We start from the raw sequence: 17,545 nt of genomic DNA on the forward strand, positions 1-17,545 counted from the left end.
GGTTCAGCCCGGCGGGGCAATGAACGGCAGGATCAGCTTGGCCACCGCTTCGGGCTGTTCGAGCTGCAGGAAGTGACCGGCTTGTTCGACGACCGCCACCTCACTGCCCGGCGGCAGCACCCTTTCCGTCCAGTGCGTGAAAGCCACTGCGGCACAGCCATCGTCACGACCGTGTAGGTAGAGCACCGGCAATTGAGGCGCCTCGGTCCACCAACGGTTCAATTCCGCGTAGCGGGCCGGCGGCCGGGTGTTGCGAATGGTTGCCCGGTAGGGACCCAACGCCGCGCGCCACCCCTCCGCCGTCCCGATGGCAGCGTCGACGTGGCGCAGATCCTCCTCGGCGTAATAGGTGGGCGACCATCGTCGCCACAGCAGCCGGGGCACCCACGACGCCGACCGCTCGGGCAACCAGGGCAGCTGGAAGTAGAGGATGTACCAGCTCCGTAAGAGCTGGTGGGGCAGTTCGCGGGCCAGACGGCCGCGGTCGGGCACCCGGCCCAGCGGGCGAAACGCGGCCGCCGGTGGCACCGACATGATGACGGCCCGGGAAAACGGGCTGTCGGGCATTGCCGCCAAGCCGGCCGCGGCGATGGCGCCCCAGTCGTGGCCGATCAGCACGTCACCCTCGGTAGCGCCAGCAGCGGATCGCACCCGCAGTGCGTCATCCATCAGCGCACCAACGTGATAGCTCCCGTCGGCGGGAATCGCCGACGGCGCATAGCCCCGCATGAACAGTGCAACGACCCGCCACCCCGAGTCGACCAGAATCGGGGCGAGCTTGCGCCAGCCGTAGGCCGTGTCGGGAAAGCCGTGCAGGCACAACGCCATCGGCGCCTCGGGGCGACCCCAGGTCAAGGCTTTCAGATCACCGTTGGGCCCGGGCACATCGATCCAGCGCGGCTCAGGCATCACGGGCCTTGTCGTGGTCATCCGCGGCGCCGGCACAACCTTCGAGGGCTGGCTCGATGGGCCCGCTGACCCACCGAGCGGCATCGTCTTGCATGTTGACTCCTGTTCGCCACGTGCAACCCGTATGCACCAACGTAACTGGCGCCGAATGAGGACAACACCACCGATCGGAGACACCGCCGTCGTCTCCCGGCACGGTCGCTGAGCCTACGCACTTGCCCGACGCGACGGCGAGATCGCGGCCCGCAGGCGGATCCAAGTCGATGGTGTTCGCCACGTTACCCCAGGGGACGGCGCGAACCGGATGCATGTCCGTGACCGCCCAAAGGCACGCCAGGCCGCTCCGATACCGGGTCTGGCCGGGGTGGCGCTGCGCGACGCGCCGGCCGCGATACAGCCAGATTGTCTGGTACCTATCCGGGGGCCGTTTGGGGCCGAACTCGCTGGGCATGCGCATTCGAGCCCACACCGAGCCCGCCTGCATCCCAAACCGCCGGGCTGACATGCGATGAATTTCTTCGCACGACGATGATCCAGCGGCTAATTTCTAGATATGTCGACCGACTCGCACGGGCGCCGCTGGGCCAAAACAGACGCCACCCAGCGCCGGATCCTCGACGCAGCGACCGAGGTGTTCGCCACCAGAGGCTTCAATGCGGCCACCATGGCCAAAGTGGTGGCTAGCTCCGGGGCCAGTATCGGCAGCATCTATCACCACTTCGGCGGTAAGACCGAACTGTTTCTGGCGATCTTCGAGCAGATGGCCAGCGCCGTCGAAGGCAAGATCGAGGAAGCACTTCAGCAGGCCGGCGACGAAACCGACCGGCGTCGCATCTTCGAACTGGGTGTACGGGCTTACCTCGATGGGCTCTGGGAGCATCGGCGGGTAGCCAGATTGCTCGCCTCCGGAGATCGACCGACCGACTTCGGAATCACTCGTCGCGATCGCATGACGTCTGCTTTTCGCAGCTGGATGGCGGTGCTAGAACTCGACTCGTCGCTGCATGGACAATTCCTCAGCCGCGCTCTGCTGGCGATCATGGAGGAATCGTCACTGATGGTTGCGGCATGCGAGGAGCCCGAACAAGTCAAACCGGTCATCGACGCCACGATCGAATGGATTGGCCGACTCACCGAGTGAGCTCACCCCGCGGCGTTCACCGCCTCTTCCAGCTCGGCGACCACAATCTTGTGCATGCCGAGCATCGCGGTGGTTGCGGCTGCCGCCCGTGCCGGGTCCGGATCGCTCAGCAGCTCATACAGCCGGTCGGGAACGATCTGCCAGCTCAGGCCGAACCGGTCCTTGCACCAACCGCACTGCGATTCCGTACCGCCCTGGGTTAACCGATCCCAGTAGTAGTCGACCTCATCTTGGTCCTTGCAGTTGACCGTGAACGAGACCGCCTCGGTGAACGGGAACTGTGGACCGCCGTTGATTCCAATGAACCGGACCCCGTCGAGGACGAAGGTTCCCGATATCACCGTGCCGGGTTCACCCGGCCCCGCCTCGGTATGCCGGTTGAATCCCTCGATCTGCGAGTTCGGGAACACCGACGTGTAGAACTGTGCGGCTTCCGCCAGATTGTGGTCGAACCACAGCGAGGGCGTGATAGCTGGCATTGGCGGCTCCTGGTCGTTGGGATCTCGTCATTTCAATAGACCCCGGCTGGGCGGCAAACTCATCGCGACCGCGCTATCGGCCCCGCAACAGCGGGTGCTTAAAGCAGCTAGGTAACGTCAGAACGCGTGAGCGCCATGAGCAACAACCCCCGAACGGTCGAGTTTTCCGGTACTGGGGGGATTACCCTGGTCGCCGACGAATGGAACCGCGACACCGCCGCGTCCGGTCGCCCCACCATCCTGATGTTGCACGGTGGCGGCCAAAACCGGTTTTCCTGGAAGAACACCGGCCAGATTCTGGCCGATACGGGCCTCCACGTGATCGCGCTCGACACCCGCGGACACGGCGACAGCGACCGGGCGCCGGACGCGGACTACGCGATCGAAACCTTGACCTCTGACATCCTGCACGTCCTCGACGCCATCGGACGCCCGGTCGTGCTGATCGGCGCCAGCATGGGCGGGCTGACCGGCATCCTCGTCGCGGACAGCGCTGGCCCCGACCGGGTGACCGGGTTGGTGCTGGTCGACGTGGTGCCGAAATACGAAAAGGACGGCAGCGCCCGCATCCGCGACTTCATGTTCACCAACCTCCACGGGTTCGCCACGCTCGAGGAGGCCGCTGACGCCGTCGCCACCTATCTGCCGCATCGGACCAAGCCGCGCAGCCCCGAAGGGCTGAAGAAGAACCTGCGCCTGCTCGACGGCCGCTGGTACTGGCACTGGGATCCGGCGATGATGACCGCACCTGGGGACGACCCGGAGTTGCGCACCGAAAACTTCGAGCGCGCCGCGATGAACCTGACGATCCCGATCTTGCTGATTCGCGGGAAGCTCTCCGATGTGGTCAGCTCCGAGGGCAGGGCTCCGGCGTTGTTGATTAGCAGGCTTGTGAGCTGGGGAATTGTGGATTGAGGAGGTCTAGGCGGCGGTTGGCGGTCAAAGCGGTGATCCGGCAGGCTTCGGCGATGTTGTCGGCGCCGTTGAGGCGGTGCAGATTGATCGCGGTGTTGCGTAGCGTTGCTAGGACCTGTGCGCCGTTTCCGGTATGTGCCCTTTGACGGTCTTCGTCGAAGGTGACGTCGCGTATCCAGTGCAGGCTGTTCTCGATTCCCCAGTGTTGACGCATCCAGGTCATGATCGCGGTAGGGCGGGCGTGCTCGAACGGCAGGCTGCAGATGGCATAGACCACCTCCACGCTGCGCTGGTCGGTGGCGGTGATCAAGCGTTCACGAGTGATCCGGATGATTTGTTTTGCGTAGGGGAAGCCGATTCCTCGTGCAGCGGTGATGATTTGCAGGGTGCGGGTCTCGACACGGCCGTGGCCGCGGGAGTCGTCGGTAGCGGCTGCGGGCACCTCGGCCCAGGGCAGCGCGGTGATACGCGCAAGTATTTTGGCTTGGTTGGACTTGACGATCATCAGGTAGTGCGACTTCAAGGTGGCGCAGATCAACTTCGCGGTGACGACCTGGGTATGCATCGCATCCACGGTGACCAGCCACCGCAAGCTACCCGGCAGCAGCGTGAGCAGGGCACGTACGCAGGGAATTTCATTGCTTTTCTCGGCGACAGCGAGTTGACCGAGCACCAATCGGGCACGGTGGGCGAACACCGACACGAGATGCGTGGCTGTCGCTTTGGCGCGTAAAGCACCACGCAGCATCTTGCCGTCCAACGCGATCGGCACCAATCCACTGGGGTCGCTGCTGGCCACGTGTGCAGTGAAGTAACTGCCCATCCTGGCGTTGAGGTCGGCGGGGTCTAGCCGAGACAAAACAGCGCGGAAGGTCTTCTCACTGGGCCGCCGGAACCGGACCCCTAATTAGGCCAACACATCATCGGGAGCGGTGGCCGCCCATGTGGCAAAACCAGCATAGCCGCGCATCCCCGCGGCAGTGGCCAGAACCGCGATCGCCAACAAAGCCATCAGCGAATACCTCCGACCGCGTGGGTCCCTCGGGTCTGGCACCGAGGCCAACACATCGAGAAACTCCGATCCGATGAGCTCGCTGCGCTCACCAGGACTCCAGCGGTCGAACACCTCTGGAACCGACGACACAGGCAATACTGAAACGGTAGGCACGGGCAACTCCAGACCAACGACGAACAGTAACCAACTCGATCGTTCTCCAGATAGCCCGTGCCTACACTCCGGCCCCAATAGCGCGGCACCAAAGATCATCAACCCAGCTCACAAGCCTGCTAATCAACAACGCCGGAGCCCTGGCTCCGAGGGCGTCCAGGATTTTCTGGACAAAGTGCCGCACGCCGAATACGTCGAGCTGTCCAACGCCGGCCACACCGCGGCCGGCGATGACAACGACGCCTTCACCGAAGTGGTGGTCGACTTCGTCAAGCGGAGGGCGGCGACCGGCTAGTTGACCGGCTTTTCCGCGTGGCCACCGAACTGCTTGCGCATCGCCGATAGCGCCTTGTTGGCAAAATCATCGAGGTCACGCGAGGCAAAGCGCGACTGCAGCGCGGTGGTGAGGACCGGCGTAGGCACACCTTCGTCGATCGCCGCGATGGAAGTCCACCGCCCCTCGCCAGAGTCGGAAACCCGTCCCGAGAACTCTTGCAGCTCGGGAGATTCGTGTAGCGCGATCGCGGTCAGATCCAGCAGCCAGGAGCCGATCACGCTCCCCCGGCGCCACACCTCGGCCACCTCGGGGATGTCGATGTCGTACTGGTAGTACTCCGGGTTGGCCAGCGGCGCGGTTTCGGCGTCACCCTGCTGCACCCGGGTGCCGACATCGGCGTTGCGCAGGATGTTGAGGCCCTCCGCCAACGACGCCATCATCCCGTACTCAATTCCGTTGTGCACCATCTTGACGAAGTGCCCGGCGCCCGTCGGCCCGCAATGCAGGTAACCCTTTTCGGCCTCCGCGACCTCACCATCGCGGCCCGGCGTTCGCGGTGCCGCCTGCACCCCGGGTGCGACGGTGGTCAAGATCGGCTCGGCATGCGCAAACGCGTCCGGCTCCCCGCCGACCATCAGACAGTAGCCGCGGTCAAGTCCCCACACACCGCCGCTGGTACCACAATCCAGCATGTGAATGCCTTTGCCAGATAACAGCTTTGCGTGCTTGATGTCGTCACGGTAGTAGGTGTTGCCACCGTCGATCACGATGTCTCCCGCGTCGAGTGTGGTGGCCAGCTCCTCGATGACGCCGGTGGTGATGATCCCGGCGGGCACCATCACCCAGATGACCCGCGGGGCGGAAAGTTTGTCACGCAACTCGCTCAGCGAGGACACCCCGGTGGTGTTGTTCTCCCCCGCCATCGCCTTGACGGCGTCGGGATTGTGGTCGTACACCACGCACTCGTGTCCGCCGTTGACCACTCGGCGCACGATGTTCGCACCCATCCGGCCCAGCCCGATCATCCCTAGCTGCATATCTGTTCGTCTCCTTACTGTCGTGCCTCGGCACTGCGGGGTAGCCACGGCTGTTGCCAATTGCGGTGGCCACGCAGCAGCGTCTGTGCTGCCTCGGGCCCCCAGGAGCCGCGATCGTACGGGTGGATTTCCCCCGGGTCGTCAAGAACCGGTTACACGATCCACCACGTCTGCTCGATAGCGTCCTCGCGAGCGAAAAGCTGGCGATCGCCGATCAATCCGGCATACAGCAGTCGTTCATAGGGCCGGATCGGTTCACCGAGGTCTTCGGCGAACGAGGAGTCCAGGTGAACGCCCTGCCACGAGTCGCCGGTTTGCGCGGATATCTGCAGGCGCATGCCCGGATCTGGGTCGATGCGCAGCACAATCTGGTTCGGCTCGGCCGGCCTGCGGTTGGGCAGGAAAGCCAACCCGGGAACGTGGTGCAGGAACATCCGCACCTCAGTCACCCGCTCTGGCAGAGCTTTTCCGGCCCGCAAGAAGACCGGCACCCCGGCCCAGCGCCAGTTGTCGATCTCGGTCCTGAGTGCGACATAGGTCTCGGTCTGCGAGTCCTTGGCCACCCCCGGGGCATCGCCGTAACCCTGGTACTGGCCCCGCACGTAGTGCGCCGTCTGCAGCGCCGGCATGGCACGGAACACCTCGGCCTTCTTGTCGTTGAGGTCGTCGGCACCCGGACTCACCGGAGGCTCCATCGCCACCAGCGCCAGCACCTGCAGCAGGTGATTTTGCACGACGTCTCGCAGGGCGCCCACCGCGTCATAGAACTTGCCACGGTCCTCGACGCCGAAGTTCTCGGCCATGGTGACGTGAACCTCGGAAACGCTCTTGCGATCCCACAATTCGGCCAGGCCGCGATTGGTGAAGCGCAAATACTGCAACTCCACGACGGGTTGCTTGCCCAAGAAGTGATCGACGCGCAAGATCTGATCTTCGTTGAGCACGGCACGTAGCCGGGAGTTGAGTTCCCGCGCGGAGTCCAGGTCATGGCCAAATGGCTTCTCCACCGCAACGCGCGCGCCGCGCAGCAAGTCTGCCTTGGCAAGATTCTCGACGATTGGGGCGAACAGCGCGGGCGGCATCTCCAGGTAGTACAAGGCGTGGCGGTCATGACCGATCTGCTTGGCCAGCGCCGTGTACAGGGCGGGGTCGGTAACGTCACCGGGCAGATAGGACCACCGACTGGCGAATCGCTCGAATACCGCTTCGTCGAACGGCTCGCTGGACCCTCGAATGACCTCCCGCGCCCGATCGACCAACTGCTCTACCGACATGTCGTCACTGGCGACGCCCACGATCGGGCAATCCAGCAGTCCCCTGCGTTCCAGCCTGTACAACGCGCGAAAAGTCATCTTGCGAGCCAGATCGCCGGTAATTCCAAAGATCACCAATAGATCTGAGGCCTGACCTCCGCCGTTGGCCAATCCCCCACCTCCAGGACGTCATCTGGGCTAAAGCCGCTGGTCGGCTTACTTGAGATCTGCTTCCCCGCGGGGGCTGAACTCAACCCTAGACATTGCCCGATAGCCCGACAAGGCAGGCTTGGGCCGGTACTGAAAGGATGGGCGGGTGTCAGGCATGACCGATGCACTGCACATCGCGGTCTACGTGTTGGCCGGCGTCGCCGCCCTGGAAGCCGCCGCCCTGATCGCGCTATGGCGATTGCTGGCCCGCGCTCGTCAGGAAAACGATGAGTTGCGCCAGCGCGCCGACTCCCGCAACTGGCTGCTGACCGGGGGGCGCGAGGCCGTCAAGACGGTTTGGCAGACCGCGAACCTGATGCGCAAAGAGGGCTTTGGCGCCGCGGTTCGCAGCTCGATCGAGGACCTCGCGGACTGGGCCGAGGTGGAACGGCCGGACCTGGCGCGAGTCACCCCCGACGGCCGGGTCGTGATTCTGTTCTCCGACATCGAAGAGTCCACGGCGCTCAACGAGCGGATCGGGGATCGTGCGTGGGTGAAGCTGATTGGCGCGCACGACAAGATGGTTCACGAGTTCGTGCACCGCCACGGCGGACACGTGGTCAAGAGTCAAGGCGACGGATTCATGATCGCCTTCGCTCGTGCCGAACAGGCGGTGCGATGCGGTTTGGATATCCAGCGCGCGCTAAGTCGAGAGGCAAAAAGGAAACCGCGCAACGGCATTCGGGTACGGATCGGGATCCATATGGGCCGCTCGGTGCGCCGCGGCGATGATCTGTTCGGCCGCAATGTAGCGATGGCGGCCCGGGTTGCGGGTCAGGCCGTCGGCGGCCAGATCCTGGTGAGTGAACCGGTTCGCGACGCGGTCCGCGACTGCGGAGACATCCGTGTGGACGACGGCCGCGACGTCGAGCTCAAGGGATTTTCCGGCAGCTATCGGTTGTTCGGCGTCGAAACCGCCCCCGAGTGCGAGCCGGACTAGTCGCCCTGCGTCTCAGACTCGTCCAACCGCTGATGCAACCGAGCCCGGACCTCATCGGCCGAATAGGAACGGCGTTTCCGTTGGTCGCGTACCACCAACGCGCCACCGGCGACGACGCCGGCGACACCGGCCAGTCCAAGCCACTTCCACACGCTGCGCATGACGACAGGCTATCTCTGCCTATGGTGCTGGGGTGGAATCAAACAGCCTGACCTTGGACCAAGCGCTCAATGAGACCCGCACTGGCGACCTCTGGCTGTTCCGCGGCCGCTCCCGCCCCGACCGCGCCATCCAGACCTTGACCAATAGTCCGGTGAACCACGTCGGCATGACGGTGGCCATCGATGACTTGCCGCCGCTGATCTGGCACGCCGAGCTGGGCGACAAGCTGGTCGACATGTGGACGGGCACTCACCACCGCGGCGTACAGCTCAACGATGCGCGCGACGCGGTCCGGCAATGGACCGAGCGTTACCACCAGCGCTGCTGGCTGCGGCAGCTGACCCCGTACGCCAGTCGCGAACAAGAGAACCAACTGTTGCGAGTCATCGCACGCATGGACGGCACTCCGTTTCCCGCCACCGCACGCCTCACCGGACGTTGGCTACGCGGCCGGCTTCCCACCGCCTACGACTGGACCAGAGGACTGCCGTGGGTGGACAAGAAGATCCGCGAGTCCACCCAGCGACGCAAGGAACGCCAAAAGGTCGGCCTGGAAGCGGCGTACTGCGCGGAGACGGTGGCAATCACCTATGAGGAAATGGGTTTGATGGCCACCGAAAAGTACTCGAACTGGTTTGACCCGGGCTCCTTCTGGAGTGGCGATACGCTTCCACTCACCCCGGGCTATCGATTGGGTAGCGAAATCGCGGTCACCGTCGGTCAGGCCGACTAGCCGACCGAACGGCGGCAATCGCCTCGGCCCGGCCACCGGCTACAGACTCCGGGGCCGGGAGCCACCATCGGAATAAACGGCTTTCGGTCGCGGGGCCTACGACTCGTCCACCGACATCTCCCCCATGGCCGACCACCCGGTCGCGTCGAGGGTCTGACTGATGATCTTGGGCGTAGCCGCGAGGGCCTGGGGCAACTCCTGCATCGCCCGCTTGAAGTGATCGCTGTTGACGTGGACACTTCCGGCATCACCGTCGCGAAAGGCCTCGACCAAGACGTACTCGGCCGGGTTGTCCAGACTGCGCGACCACTCGAACCAGAGGTTGCCGTCCTCGGCGCGCGTGGCCGCGGTGAACGACGCGACGAACTCCGGCCAGCGCTCGCTCCACTCGGGTTTGGTTTCGAACTTGACGACGATGAAGATCATTTGCGGTCCCCGCCCCTCTCGCTGACTTGATCATCGACCTCGGAGAACAGGGTCAGGATACCCAGCACGCGTGGGTCAGGCGATCTCCACCCGGGTGTGCACCGGAGTTGGGTTACGCGTCAGATCGAGCACTGGGCAGTGCGCGTCGACCGCCGCCTGCAATTGGCGGTAGCGCTCCGCCGGTTCCGGCCCGGTCACCGTGATCACCACCCGCACCTGCTGGAATCCGCAGCGAACGTCGTCGGCGAATCCGAAGAAGCCCTGCACGTCGAGATCGCCCTCTGCGGTCGCGGAGATGTCATCGACCGAGATTCCCAGCTTCGCGGCCCAGAAACGCCATGTCACGATCTGGCACGAAAGCAGCGAGGCCAAGTAGTACTCGACGGGGTTCGGAGCCTTGGCATCCCCACCGAGGGGCGCCGGCTCATCGACCTCGACCCGGTAGCGGCCGAGGCTGACCGTGCTGGCAACAGCGTCATGCCCGGTGGCCGAAGCCTGGAACACCACGCGCGCCTGGGCCGGATCCGTGGTTACCGCGCGCCGATTTGCCGCGATGATGCCGCTCAGGTGATTCGTCGACTCGGTAGTTGTCAAGGCAAAGCTCCTTCCATCGGGAGAAATGGTATGGAGCGCCGTCCTGCAGAATCGACCTTCTAGCTCAGCGTGAACCGAATGCGAATCGCATCCGCTTATACCACGACATACCGCCTGCAATGGCGTCCGGGAACGGTCCGGATGAATAGTCCAGCGCAGATTTGATGCTCAAATAGTTATTGCAGCCACACCCGAACCGAATTGTGATCCAGCACACAATGCATGGTCCGGGGTGGCCGCAAGGTATCAATGCACCCGGGAATGTGATCCAGGTCGCAGCGTCTTTCTTTGGCCGACTTACTTACCGCAAATTGTTATGTATTCGAAATTTCGAGATCGTCGACGGGTCCCGGGTCTTCGGGCGGCGGCGGTAATTCATCCGGATTCACGTCGGATTCACGACATCCTCAACCGCAGGAGGGGACCAACGACGAACAGTAACCAACTCGACCGTTCTCCAGATAGCCCGTGCCTACACTCCGGCCCCAATAGCGCGGCACCAAAGATCATCAACCCAGCTCACAAGCCTGCTAATCAACAACGCCGGAGCCCTGCACACGTGGCCAGCAGCGACCCCAGTGGATTGGTGCCGATCGCGTTGGACGGCAAGATGCTGCGTGGTGCTTTACGCGCCAAAGCGACAGCCACGCATCTCGTGTCGGTGTTCGCCCACCGTGCCCGATTGGTGCTCGGTCAACTCGCTGTCGCCGAGAAAAGCAATGAAATTCCCTGCGTACGTGCCCTGCTCACGCTGCTGCCGGGTAGCTTGCGGTGGCTGGTCACCGTGGATGCGATGCATACCCAGGTCGTCACCGCGAAGTTGATCTGCGCCACCTTGAAGTCGCACTACCTGATGATCGTCAAGTCCAACCAAGCCAAAATACTTGCGCGTATCACCGCGCTGCCCTGGGCCGAGGTGCCCGCAGCCGCTACCGACGACTCCCGCGGCCACGGCCGTGTCGAGACCCGCACCCTGCAAATCATCACCGCTGCACGAGGAATCGGCTTCCCCTACGCAAAACAAATCATCCGGATCACTCGTGAACGCTTGATCACCGCCACCGACCAGCGCAGCGTGGAGGTGGTCTATGCCATCTGCAGCCTGCCGTTCGAGCACGCCCGCCCTACCGCGATCATGACCTGGATGCGTCAACACTGGGGAATCGGGAACAGCCTGCACTGGATACGCGACGTCACCTTCGACGAAGACCGTCAAAGGGCACACACCGGAAACGGCGCACAGGTCCTAGCAACGCTACGCAACACCGCGATCAATCTGCACCGCCTCAACGGCGCCGACAACATCGCCGAAGCCTGCCGGATCACCGCTTTGACCGCCAACCGCCGCCTAGACCTCCTCAATCCACAATTCCCCAGCTCACAAGCCTGCTAATCAACAACGCCGGAGCCCTGCGCAGGAGGGTCCTCGGGCGCGGGCAGGTCAACGTCAACCATGTCCTCATCCATCGGGAGATACATGTGGTGGGTGAATTGCGCCTGGTAGGCGCCCCCGCCACCGACCCGGACGCCACCCCCTTCACCGCTGGACACCGAGGTGCCGTCAGGCAATGTGACCGCGGTATGGCGACCATTCCAACCGATTACCAAAGCATTGGGGGCGGTGCCATGTTGGAACCCGCGAGCAGCTAGCGCGGCCTCCTCATTACCCGTATTAAATCGATCTCCGAAAATGGGCCTATCCGTTGCTGCATTAGATACCCAGGAAGCCAAACCCGAGCAGTCGGTCCCGGCGGGCGAATCGCCGCCGACAATATACGGCGTACCGGAAACCTGATTGATAAGCGTCAACAGTGTTGCGAGAGCAATCATGAGGACGGACGCTACCGACAATATCCATAGGAAATCAAAATTTGTGGCACTTATCACGATTAATCGAATAATGCCCTGACCTGCATGTACAGCGTCCAGGTCACGCAATAATCTACATATTGAAACAGAAGTGACTACTGAGTAATCAGCAAACAATCAGCAATCGCTCGAACCACTTTGATGAGGTGGTTGACCTGCGAAAATGCCGACCGACGAGATTGCGTCCGATTAGCGGTGCAACTGTGCATTTGCGTATCGGAGACCGATCGGAGACCACCCGCGGTCCAGGGCTCCGGCGTTGTTGATTAGCAGGCTTGTGAGCTGGGTTGATGATCTTTGGTGCCGCGCTATTGGGGCCGGAGTGTAGGCACGGGCTATCTGGAGAACGATCGAGTTGGTTACTGTTCGTCGTTGGTCTGGAGTTGCCCGTGCCTACCGTTTCAGTATTGCCTGTGTCGTCGGTTCCAGAGGTGTTCGACCGCTGGAGTCCTGGTGAGCGCAGCGAGCTCATCGGATCGGAGTTTCTCGATGTGTTGGCCTCGGTGCCAGACCCGAGGGACCCACGCGGTCGGAGGTATTCGCTGATGGCTTTGTTGGCGATCGCGGTTCTGGCCACTGCCGCGGGGATGCGCGGCTATGCTGGTTTTGCTACATGGGCGGCCACCGCTCCCGATGATGTGTTGGCCTAATTAGGGGTCCGGTTCCGGCGGCCCAGTGAGAAGACCTTCCGCGCTGTTTTGTCTCGGCTAGACCCCGCCGACCTCAACGCCAGGATGGGCAGTTACTTCACTGCACACGTGGCCAGCAGCGACCCCAGTGGATTGGTGCCGATCGCGTTGGACGGCAAGATGCTGCGTGGTGCTTTACGCGCCAAAGCGACAGCCACGCATCTCGTGTCGGTGTTCGCCCACCGTGCCCGATTGGTGCTCGGTCAACTCGCTGTCGCCGAGAAAAGCAATGAAATTCCCTGCGTACGTGCCCTGCTCACGCTGCTGCCGGGTAGCTTGCGGTGGCTGGTCACCGTGGATGCGATGCATACCCAGGTCGTCACCGCGAAGTTGATCTGCGCCACCTTGAAGTCGCACTACCTGATGATCGTCAAGTCCAACCAAGCCAAAATACTTGCGCGTATCACCGCGCTGCCCTGGGCCGAGGTGCCCGCAGCCGCTACCGACGACTCCCGCGGCCACGGCCGTGTCGAGACCCGCACCCTGCAAATCATCACCGCTGTACGAGGAATCGGCTTCCCCTACGCAAAACAAATCATCCGGATCACTCGTGAACGCTTGATCACCGCCACCGACCAGCGCAGCGTGGAGGTGGTCTATGCCATCTGCAGCCTGCCGTTCGAGCACGCCCGCCCTACCGCGATCATGACCTGGATGCGTCAACACTGGGGAATCGAGAACAACCTGCACTGGATACGCGACGTCACCTTCGACGAAGACCGTCAAAGGGCACATACCGGAAACGGCGCACAGGTCCTAGCAACGCTACGCAACACCGCGATCAATCTGCACCGCCTCAACGGCGCCGACAACATCGCCGAAGCCTGCCGGATCACCGCTTTGACCGCCAACCGCCGCCTAGACCTCCTCAATCCACAATTCTCCAGCTCACAAGCCTGCTAATCAACAACGCCGGAGCCCTGACCCGCGGTCGAATTGGGCCGCGCCAGCGGCTGATCAGCCGGTGTTTCCCGGGCCAACGCGTGGCCTGGCTCACACGAGCGCCTGGTGGTTGCGGTGTGCTCGCCAAAATGCTGGCGGGCGGCGCCCCGGTGACCGGGGCAGCCTCGGATCGGTCACTTATCGGCCGGTAGGCACCGACGCCGGGTAGTCGCCGGTGTGACGTCGGGCAGGGCCCGAGTGGCCGCCGATTCGGCGCTGACCGCGGCCGGTCCCATCGCCACGGTGGGTTTGTCAAGCAAGCCGGCCAGCAGCGGTGTGCGCGCCGACAAGCCGCCTGCGCCGGGCAGCGAATCCGCCCGCATCAGTCCCGCCCCGGCACTGGGACCCGAGCCACCGGCCAATGGATGGTGGGACAGCGGACTGGCCCCCAACAAACCGATCTGCACGCCCTCGCCCTGGTCCAGTCCCGCGCCAGTGCCGCCGGGATGGCCAAACAGCGACGTTACCTGCGCCGGCTGCGGTATCGAGCAGCCCATACCCGAGCTCTGGGTCAGCGTTTGCCGGATCGCTTCTTTGGCGGGCAGGGCCACGTTGCGGGCAATCGTGGCGACCCGATCCAGCCCGTTGGCCAGGCCCCAGACACCAAGATTGGTCTTGATCGAATCGGGCTCGCCGAAACGCGTGTTGACGGTCGTTTGCGCCTGGTAAGCATCCATTGCCGCGGCGGCCTGATTCCACATCCGGGTGAAATAGTCCGTTTCGCTGAGCGCTATCAGCGCCGTACTCATACCCAGAAAGTTGGTAGCCGTAACGACCGCGGCCGTGATGTGGTTCATCGCGATCTCGGGCAGCGGTGGGGTGGCCGCCAGCGCGTCGGCGTGCGCGGCGGCTTGTGCCAACGCCTGCGTGGCACGCGCCTTCGCACGCGCTGAGGCTGTGGCCAACCAACTCACCATTGGCACGGCCGCGGCAATCGCTCGGTCGCCGCTTTCCCCGCTGCACACCTCACCCGCGGATTTCAGCCGTGCCGACACCTCGATGGCCTGCGCGTCCAGGGCCGCTGCCCAGTCCTTCCACCCCGTGGCGACTGCCAGCATCGAAGTTGACCCCGCCCCGGCCATCAACCGCGCGGTGTTGAGTTCCGGTGACATCGCGTGCCACAGCATGATGACCCCTGTCTTCTAATGTATCTGGAACGGACAGGCCACCCCGCACTGGCCGGCAGCGCCGTCGCGCACGTTGCCGACCCGCGCCGCCGGCGCCCGGACCGGCTCCTTTTCCCGGTTCCGGGAATTCGAAGACTGGGACGGCGACGCGGCCGAGACCGTTCAGGACGCACTCCTTCAGCACTGGGACTGGCTGAGCAGCATGGCGGAATTGAGTATCAAAATAGCCAAGCAGGCCTCAGATCTCGCGCAGGTGCAGCACTCCGCCGTACAAACACACCCCACACTCCACGATGTCGTCGTCCTTGAAAGAGAAATCTGCGTCGCGTACGACGCGACCAAGTACGACATCACTGGTACCGCGTTGGCGACTCTGTTGATTCTCAAGTCGAAATACACAAAGAAGCACGAGACGTCGGCAGAGGTGCTTTCCGACTACTCCGAGAAGTCAACCATCGACCCACTGCATCCGACCAGCCCGCCGCACGCCCCCACCCCAACCGACCCGCAACCCCACGGCGATATCCCGGTAATCCCTGGCGGTGGGCTGCCGAGCACCCCCACGATGCCCACGATGCCGACCCTGCCGACGATGCCCTTCACCGGGTCACCGGGCGGCGACGACATGGGGGCCACGGCCGATGCGCTACGCCGCGCATCCAGGTTGGCCCCCGGCACGGGGGTCAAGCCGGCGTCCACCGGCGGAGGCGTTGGCGGCGGTGCGCTGGCACCACCGCCGGCCAACGGAATCGATGCCAGATCCGTACCGACCGGCGCGGCGGGCAGTGCGGGAAGCCTGGGCCGGGGGAACGTGCCCCGCGGCCCCCTGATGGGCGGCGGCATGCCGATGGGCGCACCCGGGCAGGGCCAAGGAAACGCCAAAACCAAGTCCTCGCAACAAGAACAGGAAGTGCTTTACGCCGAGAACCGAGCCTGGACCGAGGGACTCATCGGAATCAGCCCGCTCGAAGACAGCAAGGAGCAGTGACCATGAAATTGGACCCCACGGCGGCCCGGGCGCTGACCTTGATGTCGCAGTTTCAATCCACCCTGCAGGGGCGGTTCCACCACATGAACAACGGGGTTTTCAAAGCCTCCGACGAGACCAAGTCCGTGCAGGTGACGCTCAATGGCTACCAGTGGCTCACCGGCATCCGCATCGAAAACGGTCTGCTGAAAGAGGTGGGCGCGCAGGGGGTCGCTGAGCGGGTCAACGAGGCGCTGCAGAACGCGCAGCGAGCGGTGAGCGTCTTTGACGAACAGTCGGGCCAAACCAGGGCTCCGGCGTTGTTGATTAGCAGGCTTGTGAGCTGGGGAATTGTGGATTGAGGAGGTCTAGGCGGCGGTTGGCGGTCAAAGCGGTGATCCGGCAGGCTTCGGCGATGTTGTCGGCGCCGTTGAGGCGGTGCAGATTGATCGCGGTGTTGCGTAGCGTTGCTAGGACCTGTGCGCCGTTTCCGGTATGTGCCCTTTGACGGTCTTCGTCGAAGGTGACGTCGCGTATCCAGTGCAGGCTGTTCTCGATTCCCCAGTGTTGACGCATCCAGGTCATGATCGCGGTAGGGCGGGCGTGCTCGAACGGCAGGCTGCAGATGGCATAGACCACCTCCACGCTGCGCTGGTCGGTGGCGGTGATCAAGCGTTCACGAGTGATCCGGATGATTTGTTTTGCGTAGGGGAAGCCGATTCCTCGTGCAGCGGTGATGATTTGCAGGGTGCGGGTCTCGACACGGCCGTGGCCGCGGGAGTCGTCGGTAGCGGCTGCGGGCACCTCGGCCCAGGGCAGCGCGGTGATACGCGCAAGTATTTTGGCTTGGTTGGACTTGACGATCATCAGGTAGTGCGACTTCAAGGTGGCGCAGATCAACTTCGCGGTGACGACCTGGGTATGCATCGCATCCACGGTGACCAGCCACCGCAAGCTACCCGGCAGCAGCGTGAGCAGGGCACGTACTCAGGGAATTTCATTGCTTTTCTCGGCGACAGCGAGTTGACCGAGCACCAATCGGGCACGGTGGGCGAACACCGACACGAGATGCGTGGCTGTCGCTTTGGCGCGTAAAGCACCACGCAGCATCTTGCCGTCCAACGCGATCGGCACCAATCCACTGGGGTCGCTGCTGGCCACGTGTGCAGTGAAGTAACTGCCCATCCTGGCGTTGAGGTCGGCGGGGTCTAGCCGAGACAAAACAGCGCGGAAGGTCTTCTCACTGGGCCGCCGGAACCGGACCCCTAATTAGGCCAACACATCATCGGGAGCGGTGGCCGCCCATGTGGCAAAACCAGCATAGCCGCGCATCCCCGCGGCAGTGGCCAGAACCGCGATCGCCAACAAAGCCATCAGCGAATACCTCCGACCGCGTGGGTCCCTCGGGTCTGGCACCGAGGCCAACACACCGAGAAACTCCGATCCGATGAGCTCACTGCGCTCACCAGGACTCCAGCGGTCGAACACCTCTGGAACCGACGACACAGGCAATACTGAAACGGTAGGCACGGGCAACTCCAGACCAACGACGAACAGTAACCAACTCGATCGTTCTCCAGATAGCCCGTGCCTACACTCCGGCCCCAATAGCGCGGCACCAAAGATCATCAACCCAGCTCACAAGCCTGCTAATCAACAACGCCGGAGCCCTGCGGGCCAAACGCTTGTCGACACACTCGCCACCAT

Annotated in this window: 12 protein-coding genes and 8 pseudogenes; 9 read left to right on the top strand and 11 right to left on the bottom strand. The window is 63.5% G+C overall.

The features are described from left to right. Positions 1–3: 3 nt before the first annotated feature. Complete coding sequence (locus CKW46_RS23990; protein ID WP_482052491.1) at positions 4–909, bottom strand: alpha/beta fold hydrolase; 906 nt, start codon at positions 907–909, stop codon at positions 4–6. A 553-nt stretch (positions 910–1,462) separates the two neighbouring features. Between CKW46_RS23990 and CKW46_RS23995 the strand changes: the two genes are divergently transcribed. Next, a complete protein-coding gene (locus CKW46_RS23995) occupies positions 1,463–2,050 on the top strand; it encodes a TetR/AcrR family transcriptional regulator (protein ID WP_482052492.1) in 588 nt (195 codons plus the stop codon). Positions 2,051–2,052: 2 nt separating this feature from the next. Here the strand turns inward: CKW46_RS23995 and CKW46_RS24000 are convergent, their stop codons facing one another. Beyond that, positions 2,053–2,529 carry a VOC family protein gene (locus CKW46_RS24000; protein WP_012395900.1) on the bottom strand — a complete coding sequence of 159 codons (477 nt, stop codon included), beginning with the start codon at positions 2,527–2,529 and terminating at the stop codon, positions 2,053–2,055. 135 nt (positions 2,530–2,664) lie between these two features. Between CKW46_RS24000 and CKW46_RS24005 the strand changes: the two are divergent. Next, positions 2,665–3,390 (top strand): annotated as a pseudogene (locus CKW46_RS24005) (alpha/beta fold hydrolase); the annotation flags it as partial. A gap of 19 nt (positions 3,391–3,409) precedes the next feature. On the opposite strand, the pseudogene CKW46_RS24010 reads toward CKW46_RS24005, so the two are convergent. Beyond that, positions 3,410–4,612 (bottom strand): annotated as a pseudogene (locus CKW46_RS24010) (ISAs1-like element IS2404/ISMul1 family transposase). 145 nt (positions 4,613–4,757) lie between these two features. Between CKW46_RS24010 and CKW46_RS24015 the strand changes: the two are divergent. Continuing rightward, positions 4,758–4,907, top strand: a pseudogene (locus tag CKW46_RS24015) (alpha/beta fold hydrolase); the annotation flags it as partial. On the opposite strand, the gene gnd reads toward CKW46_RS24015, so the two are convergent. Together gnd and CKW46_RS24025 are read right to left on the bottom strand one after the other, a co-directional pair. Next, positions 4,904–5,926 carry a phosphogluconate dehydrogenase (NAD(+)-dependent, decarboxylating) gene (gnd, locus tag CKW46_RS24020; protein WP_482052493.1) on the bottom strand — a complete coding sequence of 341 codons (1,023 nt, stop codon included), beginning with the start codon at positions 5,924–5,926 and terminating at the stop codon, positions 4,904–4,906. The pseudogene CKW46_RS24015 and the gene gnd sit on opposite strands and share 4 nt — an antisense overlap. Positions 5,927–5,940: 14 nt before the next feature. Next, positions 5,941–7,350: pseudogene (locus tag CKW46_RS24025) on the bottom strand (glucose-6-phosphate dehydrogenase). Between the two features lie 145 nt (positions 7,351–7,495). On the opposite strand from CKW46_RS24025, the gene CKW46_RS24030 reads away from it, so the two are divergent. Continuing rightward, complete coding sequence (locus CKW46_RS24030; RefSeq protein WP_015356882.1) at positions 7,496–8,329, top strand: adenylate/guanylate cyclase domain-containing protein; 834 nt, start codon at positions 7,496–7,498, stop codon at positions 8,327–8,329. Here the strand turns inward: CKW46_RS24030 and CKW46_RS24035 are convergent. Further along, on the bottom strand, positions 8,326–8,490 hold the full coding sequence (locus CKW46_RS24035; protein WP_015356883.1) for a hypothetical protein: 165 nt from the start codon (positions 8,488–8,490) through the stop codon (positions 8,326–8,328). The two genes, CKW46_RS24030 and CKW46_RS24035, sit on opposite strands and share 4 nt — an antisense overlap. Before the next feature lie 32 nt (positions 8,491–8,522). On the opposite strand from CKW46_RS24035, the gene CKW46_RS24040 reads away from it, so the two are divergent. Further along, positions 8,523–9,224: a guanylate cyclase gene (locus CKW46_RS24040; protein ID WP_012395906.1), complete on the top strand. Its 702-nt coding sequence runs from the start codon at positions 8,523–8,525 to the stop codon at positions 9,222–9,224. 96 nt (positions 9,225–9,320) lie between these two features. On the opposite strand, the gene CKW46_RS24045 is transcribed toward CKW46_RS24040, so the two are convergent. Both CKW46_RS24045 and CKW46_RS24050 read right to left on the bottom strand, forming a co-directional pair. After that, positions 9,321–9,650, bottom strand: coding sequence for a putative quinol monooxygenase (locus CKW46_RS24045; RefSeq protein WP_012395907.1), 330 nt, complete (start codon positions 9,648–9,650; stop codon positions 9,321–9,323). Between the two features lie 75 nt (positions 9,651–9,725). Continuing rightward, complete coding sequence (locus tag CKW46_RS24050; protein WP_012395908.1) at positions 9,726–10,244, bottom strand: OsmC family protein; 519 nt, start codon at positions 10,242–10,244, stop codon at positions 9,726–9,728. A 550-nt stretch (positions 10,245–10,794) separates the two neighbouring features. Between CKW46_RS24050 and CKW46_RS24055 the strand changes: the two are divergent. Then, positions 10,795–11,637 (top strand): annotated as a pseudogene (locus tag CKW46_RS24055) (ISAs1-like element IS2404/ISMul1 family transposase); the annotation flags it as partial. Positions 11,638–11,663: 26 nt separating this feature from the next. Here CKW46_RS24055 and CKW46_RS24060 read toward each other — a convergent pair. Continuing rightward, positions 11,664–12,131, bottom strand: a pseudogene (locus CKW46_RS24060) (hypothetical protein); the annotation flags it as partial. A gap of 371 nt (positions 12,132–12,502) precedes the next feature. Between CKW46_RS24060 and CKW46_RS24065 the strand changes: the two are divergent. Beyond that, a pseudogene (locus tag CKW46_RS24065) lies at positions 12,503–13,705 on the top strand (ISAs1-like element IS2404/ISMul1 family transposase). Positions 13,706–13,878: 173 nt separating this feature from the next. Here CKW46_RS24065 and CKW46_RS24070 read toward each other — a convergent pair. Next, positions 13,879–14,871: a PPE family protein gene (locus CKW46_RS24070; protein WP_482052494.1), complete on the bottom strand. Its 993-nt coding sequence runs from the start codon at positions 14,869–14,871 to the stop codon at positions 13,879–13,881. Positions 14,872–14,944: 73 nt separating this feature from the next. On the opposite strand from CKW46_RS24070, the gene CKW46_RS24075 reads away from it, so the two are divergent. Both CKW46_RS24075 and CKW46_RS24080 read left to right on the top strand, forming a co-directional pair. After that, the gene (locus tag CKW46_RS24075) at positions 14,945–15,859 is read left to right on the top strand and encodes a PPE domain-containing protein (protein ID WP_238559423.1); all 915 of its coding nucleotides are present in this window, start codon (positions 14,945–14,947) and stop codon (positions 15,857–15,859) included. A 2-nt stretch (positions 15,860–15,861) separates the two neighbouring features. Continuing rightward, positions 15,862–16,200, top strand: coding sequence for a YbaB/EbfC family nucleoid-associated protein (locus tag CKW46_RS24080; protein WP_117435703.1), 339 nt, complete (start codon positions 15,862–15,864; stop codon positions 16,198–16,200). Here the strand turns inward: CKW46_RS24080 and CKW46_RS24085 are convergent. Beyond that, positions 16,166–17,368: pseudogene (locus CKW46_RS24085) on the bottom strand (ISAs1-like element IS2404/ISMul1 family transposase). The gene CKW46_RS24080 and the pseudogene CKW46_RS24085 overlap by 35 nt on opposite strands. Between the last annotated feature and the right edge of the window lie 177 nt (positions 17,369–17,545).

This window comes from Mycobacterium liflandii (assembly GCF_022354805.1).
In the GTDB taxonomy this organism is placed as follows: domain Bacteria; phylum Actinomycetota; class Actinomycetes; order Mycobacteriales; family Mycobacteriaceae; genus Mycobacterium; species Mycobacterium marinum.